General features: G+C 64.3%; 12 protein-coding genes and 1 tRNA gene. 7 read left to right on the top strand and 6 right to left on the bottom strand.

The genetic code is table 11. From position 1 onward, the window contains the following. Window positions 1–14: 14 nt before the first annotated feature. Window positions 15–100 (bottom strand) — tRNA-Tyr (locus ACP7BY_RS11685). A gap of 181 nt (window positions 101–281) precedes the next feature. On the opposite strand from ACP7BY_RS11685, the gene ACP7BY_RS11680 reads away from it, so the two are divergent. The 3 genes from ACP7BY_RS11680 (at window position 282) to ACP7BY_RS11670 (ending at window position 3,508) form a co-directional block, all read left to right on the top strand. Beyond that, window positions 282–1,892 carry a M20/M25/M40 family metallo-hydrolase gene (locus tag ACP7BY_RS11680; RefSeq protein ID WP_033965661.1) on the top strand — a complete coding sequence of 537 codons (1,611 nt, stop codon included), beginning with the start codon at window positions 282–284 and terminating at the stop codon, window positions 1,890–1,892. Window positions 1,893–1,970: 78 nt separating this feature from the next. After that, complete coding sequence (gene rlmB / locus ACP7BY_RS11675; RefSeq protein ID WP_033965662.1) at window positions 1,971–2,714, top strand: 23S rRNA (guanosine(2251)-2'-O)-methyltransferase RlmB; 744 nt, start codon at window positions 1,971–1,973, stop codon at window positions 2,712–2,714. Between the two features lie 14 nt (window positions 2,715–2,728). After that, the gene (locus ACP7BY_RS11670; RefSeq protein WP_249340870.1) at window positions 2,729–3,508 is read left to right on the top strand and encodes a hypothetical protein; all 780 of its coding nucleotides are present in this window, start codon (window positions 2,729–2,731) and stop codon (window positions 3,506–3,508) included. Window positions 3,509–3,545: 37 nt separating this feature from the next. On the opposite strand, the gene ACP7BY_RS11665 is transcribed toward ACP7BY_RS11670, so the two are convergent. Then, the gene (locus ACP7BY_RS11665; protein WP_033965663.1) at window positions 3,546–3,863 is read right to left on the bottom strand and encodes a 2Fe-2S iron-sulfur cluster-binding protein; all 318 of its coding nucleotides are present in this window, start codon (window positions 3,861–3,863) and stop codon (window positions 3,546–3,548) included. A gap of 73 nt (window positions 3,864–3,936) precedes the next feature. On the opposite strand from ACP7BY_RS11665, the gene ACP7BY_RS11660 reads away from it, so the two are divergent. Genes ACP7BY_RS11660 through ACP7BY_RS11650 form a run of 3 tightly spaced genes read left to right on the top strand, consistent with a single transcriptional unit; the run spans window position 3,937 to window position 5,786 of the window. Continuing rightward, window positions 3,937–4,560, top strand: a complete 624-nt coding sequence (locus ACP7BY_RS11660; protein WP_033965664.1) for a DNA-3-methyladenine glycosylase family protein — start codon at window positions 3,937–3,939, stop codon at window positions 4,558–4,560. 3 nt (window positions 4,561–4,563) lie between these two features. Further along, on the top strand, window positions 4,564–4,917 hold the full coding sequence (locus ACP7BY_RS11655; protein ID WP_033965665.1) for a hypothetical protein: 354 nt from the start codon (window positions 4,564–4,566) through the stop codon (window positions 4,915–4,917). Next, a complete protein-coding gene (locus ACP7BY_RS11650; RefSeq protein WP_033965666.1) occupies window positions 4,914–5,786 on the top strand; it encodes an S-methyl-5'-thioadenosine phosphorylase in 873 nt (290 codons plus the stop codon). Before ACP7BY_RS11655 ends, ACP7BY_RS11650 begins: the two co-directional genes overlap by 4 nt. Before the next feature lie 102 nt (window positions 5,787–5,888). On the opposite strand, the gene ACP7BY_RS11645 is transcribed toward ACP7BY_RS11650, so the two are convergent. From ACP7BY_RS11645 to ACP7BY_RS11630, 4 genes are read right to left on the bottom strand one after another with little or no spacing between them, the layout of a single operon-like run. Beyond that, window positions 5,889–6,710 carry an HpcH/HpaI aldolase/citrate lyase family protein gene (locus tag ACP7BY_RS11645; RefSeq protein ID WP_033965023.1) on the bottom strand — a complete coding sequence of 274 codons (822 nt, stop codon included), beginning with the start codon at window positions 6,708–6,710 and terminating at the stop codon, window positions 5,889–5,891. Further along, window positions 6,710–8,182 carry an efflux transporter outer membrane subunit gene (locus ACP7BY_RS11640; RefSeq protein WP_033965022.1) on the bottom strand — a complete coding sequence of 491 codons (1,473 nt, stop codon included), beginning with the start codon at window positions 8,180–8,182 and terminating at the stop codon, window positions 6,710–6,712. Before ACP7BY_RS11640 ends, ACP7BY_RS11645 begins: the two co-directional genes overlap by 1 nt. Then, window positions 8,179–11,364, bottom strand: coding sequence for an efflux RND transporter permease subunit (locus tag ACP7BY_RS11635; protein ID WP_137902996.1), 3,186 nt, complete (start codon window positions 11,362–11,364; stop codon window positions 8,179–8,181). Before ACP7BY_RS11635 ends, ACP7BY_RS11640 begins: the two co-directional genes overlap by 4 nt. 12 nt (window positions 11,365–11,376) lie before the next feature. Beyond that, window positions 11,377–12,579, bottom strand: coding sequence for an efflux RND transporter periplasmic adaptor subunit (locus tag ACP7BY_RS11630; protein ID WP_249340871.1), 1,203 nt, complete (start codon window positions 12,577–12,579; stop codon window positions 11,377–11,379). Between the two features lie 338 nt (window positions 12,580–12,917). Between ACP7BY_RS11630 and ACP7BY_RS11625 the strand changes: the two genes are divergently transcribed. After that, the gene (locus ACP7BY_RS11625) at window positions 12,918–15,125 is read left to right on the top strand and encodes a penicillin acylase family protein (RefSeq protein WP_033965020.1); all 2,208 of its coding nucleotides are present in this window, start codon (window positions 12,918–12,920) and stop codon (window positions 15,123–15,125) included. Window positions 15,126–15,155: the final 30 nt, after the last annotated feature.

Here is a 15,155-nt window from a genome sequence, read left to right as displayed (position 1 = left end):
TCCGGCAAGAAGGTTGGTGGACAGGGCTGGATTCGAACCAGCGTACGCTTGCACGGGCAGATTTACAGTCTGCTGCCTTTAACCACTCGGCCACCTGTCCCCAGGCGCGCATCCTTTGGGAAAGGATGGTCGCTTCAAAAAAAGCGAGGCGTGCCAATGCCGACCACATGCGCCCCTGTCAACGGCTAAGGTCAACCACATTGCGACAAGAGCGACCTTGCACGCGCCTCGCGCCGCGCATACCCACGCGGACACAGTCATTTTTCGTTGGGGGTTTCATCATGCGTCGTGTCTTGCTTCTTGCCACCTGCGCAGCGCTCGTCACCGCGCCCGCGCTCGGCCAGTCGGTTGATCGCACGCAAACCACGCGAATCATCGACGAGGGCATTGCCCATAGCGAAGTGATGCTGACCGCAGAACATCTCGCCGACGTGATCGGCCCGCGCATGACCAATTCCCCCGCGATGCGCACGGCGGAGACCTGGACCCAGGCGAAGTTCACCGAATGGGGGCTGAAGAACGTCCACAAGGAAGGCTTCGATTTCGGTCGCGGCTGGTCCATCGTCAGTTCCAGCGTGAAGATGCTGACCCCGCGCCCGATCCAGCTCACCGCGATCCCCATTGCGTGGACGCCCGGCACCAACGGGCCGATTGCGGCACCGGTCATCGTCGCGCCGATTTCACGCGTGCGCGATTTCGACAAGTGGCGCGGCAAGCTGTCGGGCAAGATCGTCATGGTCACGCTGCCCAACACTGGCTCCGAACCGGGCGAGGCTCCCTTCCAGCGCTATACCGGCGAAGAACTTGGCAAGCTCGACCAATATCAACAGCCCACCTACAATCCCGAAGCCGCCGACCGCCGCCTGAAGCGCCTCGATTTTGCGAAGAAGCTCGATGCCTTCCTGAAGAGCGAGGGGGCGGTCGCAATGGCGACGATGGCGTATCGCGACGGCAAACTCGTCAGCGGCGAGGGCTACACCTTCGGGGTCGGCGATACGCCGTCGCTGCCCGCAGTTCAGATCGCAGCGGAGGATTATCGCCGCCTTGCCCGCCTCGCCAAGATCGGCCCTGCACCGACAGTGGAGATCAACAGCGACGTGCGCTTCGACGATAGCGACACGCGCGCCTATAACGTCATCGCCGAAATCCCCGGTTCCGATCCCAAGGCCGGTTATGTGATGGCCGGTGCCCATCTCGATTCGTGGGTCGCGGGCGATGGTGCTGCCGACAATGGTGCCGGCTCGGCAATGGTGATGGAAGCCGCGCGGATCATCGCCAAAACCGGCATCCGCCCCAAGCGCACGATCCGCTTCGCCTTGTGGGCGGGCGAGGAGCAGGGCTTGCTCGGCTCGCTTTCTTATGTCGAAAGCCACCTCGCCACGCGTGGCAACCCGAGCGACCCGAAACAGACCGGGCTTGCGCTGTACATGGGCTGGTCCAACCGTTGGCCGATCACGCCAAAGCCCGGCTGGGGCGAGCTGGCCGCGTATTTCAACCTCGACAATGGCTCGGGCAAGGTGCGCGGCATCTATGCCGAGAACAATCCGGCGGTGGTGCCGATCTTCCGCGAGTGGCTCGCCCCGTTCGGCCCGATGGGGGCGAAGGACGTGGTGATCCGCACCACCGGCGGCACAGACCATGTCTTCATGCAGGCGGTCGGCGCGCCCGGCTTCCAGTTCATCCAGGATCCGCTCGACTATGACAGCCGCGTCCACCATTCCAGCATCGACACCTTCGACCATTTGAAGGGCAATGACATGCGCCAGGCCTCGACCATTCTCGCGTCGTTCCTGGTCAATGCCGCCAATGCCGAAAAGGCCCTGCCCCGCCCGCCCTTGCCGACCAAACCGGCGGTGACCGAGCCTTTCGCTTATTCCGACGAGGATGAATAAACCCGTGTCTGTACCGCTTGCCTTTGACCTTATGCTTACTGCGCGCGCGCTGCGCGCTTCGATCGTGGAGACCAACTGATGGCTCGCCGTGGACATCGCCCGTCACAGGCCCCTGCCGGTCGCCCCCGTTTTTGGGGACGCCACGCCGTCACCGCAGCACTCGCCAACCCCGAACGGGTAGTGCGCAAACTCTGGGTGACGCGTGAGGCCGCCGCCAGCCTCGACATCCCGCCGGTGATCCCGATCGTCTATGCCGATGTTGCCGATCTCGCACGGCTGGTGCCGGGCGATGCCCCGCATCAGGGGCTGGTGGCTGAGGTCGATCCGCTGGAGGATATGTGGCTCGGCGATTTGCTGCAGCAGGGCGAAGGCGACCAGCGCCCGTTGCTGGTGCTCGACCAGGTGACCGACCCGCACAATGTCGGCGCGATCATGCGCTCGGCCGCCGCGTTCGATGCGCTCGGCATCGTCACGCCCGACCGGCATGCGCCACCCGAATCGGGCACGATCGCGCGGGCGGCCTCGGGTGCGCTCGAAATCGTGCCATGGGTGCGTGTGGTCAACCTCGCGCGCGCGCTCGAGGAGATCGCTGAAGCCGGTTTCTGGCGCGTCGGGCTGACCGGCGAGGCCACGCAGACCTTAACCCAGGCGATGGGCACGCAGCGCGTCGCGCTGGTGCTGGGTGCCGAGGGCGAAGGGATGCGGCAGAATACGGCATCGCATTGCGACGAGCTTGCGCGTTTGCCGATCTCCCATAAGGTTGAAAGCCTGAACGTGTCGAACGCAGCGGCCATCGCGCTGTACGCGGTGGCGTCACGCTGAACGGGAGGTTCGACATGGCGGCACGTCTCGCGCGGCGGCTGACACCAAAGCTGCTCGGCGTGCTGCTCTTGCCCTTTGCCTTGGCCAGCTGCGTGCTGACCCCCGGCACGTTCGTGTCGAGCTTGCGGATCGACGCCGACCGGCACTTCACCTTCACCTATGTCGGGGAGGTGATCGCGGTCGATCTGGGCGGCGAGTTCGCCAAGGGTATGAAGGATGGCGGCGACGGCGATGCCAAGGGGACCGACCCCGCCGCCACCGACGATGAAGAGCCCACGCTCCAGAAAATCGCTAAGCAGAAACCGGTCCCGAAGGACACCAAGCCCGCCGAAACCGATGACAAGACCGCAACCGATGCCAAGAACCGCGCGATCGCCGCGACGCTCGCCAAGGAAATTGGCTATCGCAAGGTGACCTATCTCGGCGACGGCAAGTTCAGCATCGATTATGCCATTTCCGGCACGCTCGATCGCGGCTTTCTGTGGCCGTATAATCTGGACGCGGAGGTGCTGTTTCCGTTCATCGCGCTGGAAGTGCGGGCGAACAATACGGTGCGGATCAAGGCACCGGGCTATGCCAATCAAAGCGACGCCAGCAAGGGGCTGGCAGGCGGCATGACCGACAAGGGGCCGACAAGCCAGCTCGACGGCACCTTCACGCTCGATACCGATGCCGAGATCGTCAGCCAGAATCAGGAAGACGGCGCGGTGACGACGGGCACGCGCAAGACCGTGACGTGGAAAGCGACACCGACCACCAAGGATGCACCGACGGCGGTGTTACGCTTCAAATAGAGGGTACGGGCGGCGACCGCGCCGCCCGCTTGTCGCCTCAATCCTCGGCGGCGATGCGGACCTTCAACCCGTCCAGCGCATCGGTCAGTTCGATCTGGCACGACAGGCGCGAGGTCGCGTCGCGGTCGGCCGAGGAATCGAGCAGATCGTTCTCGTCTTCGCTCATCTTGGGCAGTTTGGCCGCAAAGTCCGGGTCGACATGAACGTGGCAGGTCGCGCATGAACAGCAGCCGCCGCACAGCGCCAGAATTTCATCGATCCCCGCGTCCCGAATGACTTCCATCACAGAAAGACCGGCCTCACCGGCGAGCTCGCGTTCTTCCCCTTCGCGGGTCACGACGATAAGCTTGGGCATGAACGTTCCTTTGCGATAGCGACTGTCTCCACCGCCATGCCGCCAGATGCGGCCCCGATCAAGGTATCACCGCATGGGCCTCAGCGCCGATCAGTTGAAAACCGCGCTGGACGCGCTGGCGGAGCGGGAACCCGCCTTTGCGGCCGCACTCGCCCGGGTCGGCTATCCCGAACCGCGTCTGCGCGAGCGCGGCTATGCCACGCTGCTGCGCACGATCATCGGGCAACAGGTCAGCACCAAGGCCGCGCAAAGTGTGTGGAACAAGCTGGAGGGGCTGGTCGGCTCGCTCGACAACCCGGCCAATATCACTGGCGCAACCGACGAGACGCTGCGCGAGGCGGGCCTGTCGCGCCAGAAAGCGGGTTATGCGCGCAGCCTCGCGGCGTTGGTGGCGAGCGGCGAACTCGATCTGCACCATCTGCCTGCGGATGACGAGGAAGCCATCGCCAAGCTGGTCGCGGTCAAGGGCATCGGGCGCTGGTCCGCCGAAATCTATCTGCTGTTCGCAGAAGGCCGGACCGACATCTGGCCGGCGGGCGACCTGGCGGTGCAAATTGAAATTGGCCGTATCCTCGGCCACGAGGCGCGCCCAAGCGAGAAGCTGGTGCGTGACCTGGCCGAGCCGTGGCGTCCGCACCGTGGGGCCGCCGCGATCTTCGCCTGGCATCATTATCAAAGCGACATGACGGTCGTCTGAGCCATGGCAAAAGCAGACCGCCTCGCCCGGCTCGACGACCGTCGCGCCGAAATCGAAACCGAATATCGCACGCTGCTGCTCGCCGCGCTGCAGCGGACGGCGGCGGGCCAGTGGGGCTTGTTCGGCCACACCAAAGACCGGGCTCACGCCGCCAAGGCGGCCCCGACGGTGCTGGAACTGACCGAATTGGGCGAAACCGCCGATCAACTGCGCGAACAATTATCGATGCCGCCCTTTGCGCTCCACGCGGATTTTGTTGCATCGCGCGGCCCCGTATCGGCACACGCCGTCGGCGAACCAAAGCAAGCGCAAGCGTGGCTGGCACGGCTGGAATCACAGGAAGGGAAACCCGCATGAGCGGAAAGTGGAAACTGGGCGTCATCGGCGGATCGGGCCTGTACGCGATCGATGCCTTGCACAATCCGCGCTGGCACCGCGTCGATACGCCATGGGGGCAGCCGTCGGACGAATTGCTGTTCGGGTCGATCGGCGACGTCGAACTCGTCTTTCTGCCGCGCCACGGACGCGGGCATCGCATCAGCCCGTCGGAGCTCAACTTCCGCGCCAATATCGACGCGCTGAAGCGCAGCGGTTGCACCGACATCATCGCCATTTCGTCGATCGGGTCGCTGCGCGAGGAACTGCCGCCAGGGCATTTTGTCGTGGTCGATCAGTTCATCGATCGCACCGTCGCGCGCGCATCCAGCTTCTTTGGCACCGGCATGGTCGCGCATGTGTCGATGGCCGAACCGGTGTGCCCGCGCCTGTCGGGCTATGCGGCGGAAGCGGTCGCGGCAGCGGGCGGCGCAGTGACCAAGGGTGCCACCTATCTGGCGATGGAAGGCCCGCAATTCTCCAGCCGCGCGGAAAGCCTGCTCTACCGCCAATGGGGTGCCGACGTGATCGGCATGACCGCAATGCCCGAAGCCAAGCTCGCCCGCGAAGCGGAGATGCCCTATGCGCTGATCGGAATGGTCACCGACTATGATTGCTGGCGCGAGGAAGCCGCGTTCGTCGAAGTGGCCGAAGTCATCAAGCAAATGGGCGCGAACGGCGAAATCGCGCGCAAGGCGTTGGCGGCTTTGGTCGCAGCCCTGCCAAGCGAGCGCACGCCCTCCCCGCTCGACACCGTGCTCGACCACGCGCTGATCACCGCCCCCGCGTCGCGCGATCCGGGCGTACTGGCGATGCTGGATGCGGTGGCCGGGCGCGTGCTCGGCAAATAACTCTTCTTCTATCTTCGTGGCTTTGTGTCTTCGTGCGAGCCTTTTCTCGCACAAAGGCACAAAGCCACGAAGAAGGGACAAAGGCGGTTGCGCCGGGGCCGCTCAGCGTGCGAGCGCGACGATCCGCTCGGCTTCGCTCAGGTGCAACCGCTCGACCATCTCGCCCTGGACGCGGATCGCGCCTTTGTCGGCGTTTTCCGGCTGCGCAAAGGCCGCGATCACCGCCTCCGCCCATGCAACGCGCTCGGCCGACGGCGCGAAGGCGCGGTTGGCGAGCGCGATTTGCGCCGGGTGGATCAGCGTCTTGCCATCGAAACCGAACGCCGCCCCCTGCGCGCATTCCGCCGCCAGTTCGGGCGTCTCGGCCAGCACATTCGACACCCCGTCGAGCGCGATCAGGCCATGCGCGCGGGCCGCCGTCACGATGGCGGTCAGATGCGGCAGCAGCGGCAGGCGGTCGGCACCCGGGGTGCAGCGCATGTCCTTGGCCAGATCGTTAGTACCCGCGATCAGACAGCCCAGCCCACGCGTCGCGGCGATCGCAGGCAATGCGAGCATCGCCGCGCACGTCTCGATCATCGCCCACAGCGGAACGTCGCCGAGCAGTGCGCGCGCTGCCGACAGATCATCGGGGTGCGACACCTTGGGCAGAACGATCGCGTCGAACCCGGCGTCACGCGCAGCCTCACAATCGGCGATGCCCCATTCGCTATCGAGTGCGTTGATCCGCAGCGCCAACGTCCGCGTGCCAAACCCGCCATCCGCCGCCGCTTGCATCGCCTGAATACGGGCGCTCGCTTTGGCCTCGGGCGCGACGGCGTCCTCCAGATCGAGAATCACGGCATCGCAGGCCAGGCCCCGCGCCTTCTCGATCGCGCGGGCGTTCGACGCCGGCATGAACAGGGCACTGCGAAGCGTGCGCATTATTGGGCTGCGGCCTCCCGCCGGGTTGGCGCAGGCGCGTCTTCCCAGCCACCGCCCAGCGCCTTGAACAGGCTGATCTGCGCATCGGCGACCGCCGCATCCGATTGTGCCAGAGCGGCACGCGCATCGGCGCGGTCGCGCTCGGCCTCGATCAGCAGCAGGAAACTGTCCGCCCCATAATTGAACCGCACTTGCGACAGCTTCGCCGCCGAAGTGCTTGCCGCTTCGGCACGGCGCAAAGCGGCGTTGCGCTCCAGCGCCCCGGCATAGCGCGCGAGCGCTTGCTCCACTTCGCTCAGCGCGCCGAGCACCTTGCCATCGAATGTCGCAAGGCTGGCATCGGCTCCGGCGCGCGCCTCCCGGATCTTTGCGCGCGCAACGGTCTGGTTGGGGAAGCTCCACGAAATAAGCGGCCCGAACGAATAATTGACCGCGCTGCTCTTGAACACCTGGCTGCCACGGGTGGCGTTGAGGCCAATGCTGCCCAGCAACGATATCTTGGGATAGAGATCGGCCACCGCCACCCCGACCCGCGCCGTGTCTGCCGCAAGGGTACGCTCGGCGGCGCGCACATCGGGACGGCGCGCGATCAGCGCAGCACCATCGCCAACCGGCACCACGGTGTGCATTGTCGGAGGTGTCTTGCAGGCATCGGCAGCGGCATCGATTTGTTCGGGCGGCAAACCGGTCAACACCGCCAGCGCATAAAGCGACGCGCGGCGTTCGGCCTCAAAGCCCGGAATGCTCGCCTGCGTCTGCGCAAGCAAGACATCGGCGCGCTCCACATCGCGCCGCGTGCCACGCCCGGCAGTGAAGAGCGTTTGCGTCAGTCCCAGCGTACGCTGCTGCAACGCGACCGTCTCGACCGCGACGGCACGCTGCGCGGCGTTGCTGCAGGCGCTGGCATAGGCCCGCGCGGTTTCGGCGGCGACCGACACGCGCGCCGCATCCAGCTGCGCCTGCGCCGCCTGCGCATCGCCGCGCGCTGCCTCGATCGCCCGCGTCACGCCGCCAAACAGGTCGACCTCATATGACGCATCGAAGCCCAGCTTGAAGCTATCGAACCGAAAAGTCTGCGGCGCGGCGGCAGCGCCGCCAAAGGCTGCGGCGCTCGCGCTATTGGCCTGTTGGCGGCTATATTGCGCACTCGGGCTGGTGGTCGGTAGCCGCGCGCCCGTCTGTTCGGACAAAACCGCGCGCGCGCGCTCCAGATTGGCGGCGGCGACGCGGATATCGGTATTGTGTGCCAGCGCCTCGGTTACCAGCCGGTCGACCGATGGATCGTCATAGAGCCGCCACCAATGCTCGGGCAGCGGTGTTGCTGCGACTGCCGCACCGGCGCGCGCTTCGACGAAGCCACCGCCGCTGGCGGCAACGGGCGTGGTCGGGCGACTGTAATTGGGGCCGACGACGCAGGCCGACAATGCCAGCGCGGGCAGCGTCAGCCCGAGGATACGCACCATGCGGGTCATGCTGGATTACCCTCTACATGGTCGCCCGCCGTCGCCACACGCGGCTTGCGGCGGAGCTTGCTGGCAACCCAATCGCCCCCCTTGCGGCTGATGACGTAGAAGCTCGGCGTGAACAGCAGGCCAAAGGTCGTCACGCCAATCATCCCGAAGAACACCGCCACGCCCAGTGCCTTACGCATTTCCGAACCAGGTCCCGAACTGATCACCAGCGGTAACACGCCGAGGATGAAGGCAATCGAGGTCATCACGATCGGGCGCAAGCGCTGCTCGGCGGCGTGTTCGGCCGCCGCGTGCAATTCCATCCCTTGATCTTCGTTCGCGCGGGCAAACTCGACGATCAGGATCGCGTTCTTCGCCGCAAGCCCGATCAGCACGACCAAGCCGATCTGCGTCAGGATGTTATTGTCCATCCCCATGATGTTCACCCCCACGATCGCCGCCAACAGGCACATCGGGACGATCAGGATGACGGCGAAGGGCAGCACCAGGCTTTCATAATTGGCCGCCAACAGCAGGAATACGAACAACACCGCCAAACCGAACACCAGCGAGCCGGTATTGCCCGCCTGCGTTTGCTGGAAGGCGATTTCGGTCCATTCGTAGCTCATGCCCTTGGGCAGGATCTGATCGGCCAGCCGTGCCATCGTCTGCAAGCTCTGCCCCGAGGAATAACCGGGCACCGTGTCGCCCTGCAGTTCGGCCGAGGGATAGAGGTTGTAGCGTACCACGCGGTACGGGCCGCTATCGTTGCGGAGCGTCATCACCGCGTCGAGCGGCACCATGTTTCCGGCTGCCGATCGGGTGCGCAGGTGCCCGACATCCGAAATCTGGTCGCGATACGGCGCGTCGGCCTGCGCGGTCACCCGGTAGGTGCGCCCCAGATAGTTGAAGTCGTTGATGTACGCCGAACCGAGATAGGTGCCGAGCGTCGAAAACACGTTCGAAACCGGCACGCCTATCTGCTCGGCCCGCTCGCGATCGATATCGGCGAACAGGCGTGGAGTGCGGGTGTTGAAGGTAGTGAAGGCTGAGGTAATGCCCGGCGTCTGATTGGCCTTCATCATCATTGCGAATGCGGCCCCCTCCAACGCCTTGTAACCGAGGTTGGAGCGATCCTCGATCAGCATTTTCCAGCCGCCGCCCGTGCCGATGCCGGCGACGGGCGGTGGCGGGATGACCAACAGCAAACCGCCCGAAAGCGGTGCGAAGGCTTGCCGCATCTGGTTGGCGATAAGGGTTGCATCGGCGCGATCCGCGCGGGGCTTCAGGGTGATGAACATCGCGCCGCCATTCGAGGCGGTCGAGAAGGTGGCACCGTCGAGGCCGGAAAAGGCGACCGTGTCGCGCGTTGCCGGGTTCTTGCGCGCGATATCGCTCGCGCGCTGGATCAATTCGGTCGTCCTTTGCAGCGACGATCCCGGCGGCAATTGCGCCGCGACGATCAAATACCCCTGATCCTGCGCCGGAATGAAGCCAGTCGCGGTCGCGGTAAAACGCCATCCGGCGAGACAGATCAGGATAACATAAGCGATTCCGACGATCGCGAGACTGCGAACAGCGCGCGCGGTGAACTTGCCGAAGTTCCGACCGAGCCAATCGAAGCCGCGATTGAATCCACGGGCAAAGCGCGTGCCCCACCCCCGCCAACCCGGCTTAGGCTCCTCGTCATGCTTTGGCTTGAGCACCATCGCCGCGAAGGCGGGCGACAGCGTCAACGACACAAACGCCGAGATTGCCGTCGCCGACACGATCGTCAGCGCGAACTGCTGATAGAATTGCCCCGAAATGCCGGGAATGAAGCTGGTCGGAATGAACACGCCGCACAGCACCAGCGCGATCGCGATCAGCGCGCCCGACACTTCGTCCATCGTCTTGTGCGCGGCCTCGCGGGGCGAGAGCCCCTCCTCCTCCATCAAGCGTTCGATATTCTCGACCACCACGATCGCGTCGTCGACCACGATGCCGATCGCCAGCACCATCCCGAACAGCGACAGGTTGTTGAGGCTGAACCCGAAACCGCCCAGCACGGCCAAGCTGCCGATCAACGAAACCGGGATCGCCACGATCGGGATGATCGCCGCGCGCCAACTTTGCAGGAACAGCAAAACCACCAGCGCGACCAGCACCAGCGCCTCGACCAGCGTATGCTCGACCGCCTCGATCGACGCCTGGATATATTCCGTGGGATTATACGGGATCGAATAGCTCAGGCCGGGCGGGAAGCTCTTCGCGGCACGGGCGACTTCGGCCTTCACCGCTTCGGCCGTGCTCAATGCATTCGATCCGGGCAATTGCGTGATGCCGAGCGCGGTCATGTGCTTGCCGTTGAGCGCGGCGTTGATCGTGTAGTCCTGCGCGCCCAGCTCGATCCGCGCGACATCGCGCAGCCGCGTCAGCCGCCCCTGCGTGTCGCGCTTTATGATGATTTCGCCGAACTGATCGGGCGTGGTCAGTCGCCCCGTCGCCTGGATGCCAAGCTGGAAGGCGGTGCCGCCTTGGTTGAACGGCGGAGCACCCACCGCACCGGCGGCAACCTGCACGTTCTGGGCGCTGACAGCGGCGACGATTTCATCGACCGTCAGATTGCGCGCGGCGGCGCGATCGGGATCGATCCACAGCCGCATATTGTAATCGCGACCGCCGAAGCTGCGGACGCCACCGACACCGGGAATGCGCGAGATCCGGTCGATGATTTGCGTGGTCGCATAATTCGACACGTAGGATTCGTTCAACGACCCGTCGGGCGATGTCAGCGCGACCACCAGCAGGATGTCGGGCGAGTTCTTGCGCACCGTCACACCGATCTGGCGGACTTCGTTGGGCAGGCGCGGTTCCGCAGTCGAGACGCGGTTCTGCACCAGCACCTGTGCCTGATCGACATTGGTGCCTTGCTTGAACGTCACGGTAATCGCCAGCGACCCGTCCCCGGTGGCCGAGGAGGACATGTAGATCATGTTCTCAACGCCGTTGATCGATTCCTCGAGCGGCGCGGCGACGGTTTCGGCGAGCGTTTCCGCATTCGCGCCGGGGAAGGTCGCGCTCACCACCACGGTTGGCGGCGCGATCTGCGGATATTGCGCGACCGGCAAGGACGGATACACGATCACGCCGAACACGACGATCAGGATCGACAGCACCGCCGCGAAGATCGGTCGATCTATGAAGAAGTGGGGAAATTTCACGGGCGCGGGGCCTTAATTGGCGGTTGCGTCAGAAGCGGGCGGGGCTGTTTCCTGGGTGGATTGCGGCGCTGTATCGGCCGCCTTTGGCCGCATCTTCACCAAATTCTGCTTCACCGCCATGCCCGGTTGCAACGTCGTAATGCCGTCGATCACGACATGCTCGGTCGGTGCGAGGCCGGATTTGACGACGCGCAACCCTTCCACTTGCGGGCCGGTTTCAACCGGACGCGCGACGACTTTGCCATCCTGGCCAACGACGTAAATCAGCTTGCGGGTCTGGTCGGTGAGAATCGCCTCATCGGGCACCAGCATCGCGTGATAATGGCCTGAGCCGAGCAAACGCGCGCGACCGAACAGCCCCGGCGTCAAGAAACCATCGGGATTGGCGATAACGGCATGCGCGCGGATGGTGCCCGAATTGGGATCGATAGCATTATCGACGAACTCCATGCGCCCATGCCAGCGATACCCCTTCTCGTCGCCGAGCTGCACCTCGACCGGATTGGGGGTGTTGCGAGAGGAGCCGCGCTCGCCCGTTTTGGCCTGGCGCAGATATTTCAGGTAAAAGCTCTCCGCGCCTTCGAAGGAGAACCAGATCGGATCGGTGGATACGACGCGCGTCAGCACCGTCGTCGCCGCCGTTGCATAATTGCCCTTACTCACGCGGCGATCCGAAACGACGCCGGTGATCGGCGAACGGACCGTGGTGAAACCAAGATTGAGCTCAGCCGTCGTCACATTGGCGCGGCCAGCGCCCAAATCGGCCTGCGCGGTGCGCACCGCGGCAAGCTTGGTCTCATATTCTTCCTTGCTGATCGCTTCGGCGGCCAACAGCTTGTCCGCGCGCGCCAATTCGGATTGCGCATTGGTCAGCGCGGCCTGCGCCTTGGCAACCTGAGCGCGCGCTTGCGCCAGTGCTGCGACATAAGGGCGTGGGTCGATCGTGAACAGCGCCTCACCGGCCCGCACGCGCTGACCGTTGGCAAAAAAGATCCGGTCGATGGTGCCGGACACGCGTGGGAGCAGTTGAACGTCCTGAATCGCCTCGAACCGACCGACATATTCATCCCAGTCGACGACATCGCGTTGCAGCGGCAATGCTACGCTGACCTGCGGGGTTGGCGGTGGCGGCGGTGCCTTTGACGAACAGGCGGACAAGGCCACAATCGCGGTCGCAAACGGGATCAAGCCCATACGGCCAAGCATTGGTATCATCGGCGCTTTGATCCCTACGAGCATCATGGTCTGAATGCACCCCCGCCACGCAGCCCGCTTCTCCGGCAGGCCTGCTCGTAATCGTGTGTAGAAATGAGAACGACGGTGCGCCAATGCAATAGAGCATCCGTAAAATACCCAATTGATTTTGGTATATACCTGATAAACTTCACTATTATTACAGGCTACCGCTACTCGGGCGCATTTACCAAATCGGATGTCGTCCGCAACGATACCCACGCGCCGCGCCCAGCAAGCGGTTCGACCACCCATTTGAAACATCTCTCGCCCCCACACGGTGATTGTCGTCGCGCATAATGCCCGATAGCCTCCCTCGCATGACCACCGCCCGATCCGCCCGCGCGCTGTTCGCAGCGACCGCTTTCCTCGTCACCGCTGCGGCACCTGCGCCGAGCGACCAGGCGCACTGGCAGGAGCAAGCCGCGCGCGTCACGATCACCCGAGACACATGGGGCATCGCCCATGTCGTGGGCCAAAGCGACGCCGATGCCGTGTTCGGCGCGACCTATGCGCAAGCGGAGGACGATTTCAGCCGCATCGAAGCCAACTACCTGACCGCCCTCGGTCGCACTGCGGAAGCGGAAGGCGAAGGGGCGATCTGGGCCGATTTGCGCCAGCGGCTCTATGTCGATCCGGTCGATCTGCAGGCGCAATACCGCGCCAGCCCAGACTGGTTGCAACGGCTGATGACAGCCTGGGCCGACGGGCTGAACTATTATCTGGCGACCCATCCGCAAGTGCATCCCAAGGTGCTGACGCACTTTGAGCCGTGGATGGCGCTGTCCTTCACCGAGGGCAGCATCGGTGGCGATATCGAACGCATTTCGCTGGCGGAGCTCGCCGCTTTCTATGGCGGACAGAGGATCGCCGTTGCGGCGGAAGACGCGGGCCCGGTGCCGCGCGAGCCGCGCGGATCGAACGGCATCGCCATCGCCCCCAAAAACACCGTGGACGGCCACGCACTGCTGCTGATCAACCCGCACACCAGCTTCTATTTCCGGTCAGAATTGCAAATGACCAGCGGCGAGGGGCTCAACGCTTATGGTGCCTCCACCTGGGGGCAGTTCTTCATCTATCAGGGCTTCAACGAACAGGCCGGGTGGATGCACACCTCGTCCGGCGTCGACAATGTCGATGAATTTACCGAACAAACCGCGTTGACGCGCTTCGGGCGCTTCTATGTCTATGGCAAGGATGTCCGCCCGTACCGAACCAAACCGATCACCCTCGCCTATCGCCTGCCGGACGGAACGCTCGCGTCGCGCAGCTTCACGACCTATGCCTCACACCACGGTCCGATCGTTGCCGAACGCGGCGGCAAATGGATTGCAGAGGCGTTGATGTCGAAGCCGGTGCCCGCGCTCGAGCAAAGCTGGCTGCGCACCAAGGCGCACGATCTCACCAGCTACATGCAGGTCGCCGAACGCCAGGCCAATTCGTCCAACGACACGCTGTTCGCCGATGCCAAGGGCGAAATCGCCTATCTCCACCCGCAATTCGTACCCGTGCGCGACGATCGCTTTGATTACACCCATGCGGTCGATGGGGCCGACCCGGCGACCGACTGGAATGGCCTGCACACGGTCGCGTCGCTCCCCAATGCGATCAATCCCGGCATCGGCTGGGTGCGCAACACCAATGACTGGCCGTGGAGCGCCGCCGGGCCGGACAGCCCCAAGGCAAAGGACTATCCGCGCTACATGGATCAATTCGGCCCGAACCAGCGCGGCGTCCATGCCGACCTGCTACTCACCGGGCATCGCGACTTTACACCGCAGCGCCTGATCGCGGCGGCGTATGACAGCTACTTGCCGGCCTTTGCCGAACTGATTCCGCCACTCGTAAAGGCGTATGACACGCTGCCGAGCAAAGACCCGCGCCGCGCCAAACTCGCCGAGCCGATCGCGACACTGAAGGCATGGGACTATCGCTGGGGCGCGAACTCGGTGGCGACGACGCTTGGCGTGCTATGGGCTGGCCAGATGTGGCGCGACGTCGGCAGCTTCATCCAATCCGAACAAATCAACGTGCCTGCAGCGATCGCCACGCAAGTCTCGGCCGAACGCAAGCTCGCCGCTTTGGGCGAGGCGGTAGATCGATTGAACCGCGACTTTGGCGACTGGCGGGTCGGTTGGGGGAAGATCAATCGATTCCAGCGGCTCGACGATGCCATCGCCCCACATTTTGACGATGCCAGGCCCAGCATCCCCGTACCGTTCACCTCGGCGCAATGGGGGAGCCTCGCTTCATTCGGTGCCAAGCCCTATCCCAATACCAGGAAGCTCTACGGATCAAGCGGCAACAGCTTTGTCGCAGTGGTCGAATTCGGTCCAAAGCTGCGTGCCTGGGCGGTGACTGCAGGCGGAGAGAGCGGCGATCCGGCCTCACCGCACTTCAACGATCAGGCCGCGCGCTATGCAACGGGTGCGCTGCGCCCGGTCTATTTCTACCCCGACGATCTGGCGAACCATATCGAGCAACGCTACCGCCCCGGCAACGTCCCACTGTCCACGCGGCCGCAATAGGCGCGCGACACGCACTATTGTAGCGGACAC

It is taken from the genome of Sphingomonas sp. PSPC2-2 (genome assembly GCF_049897725.1).
Classification (GTDB): domain Bacteria; phylum Pseudomonadota; class Alphaproteobacteria; order Sphingomonadales; family Sphingomonadaceae; genus Sphingomonas.
This window is presented reverse-complemented; position numbering and strand designations above follow the sequence as displayed.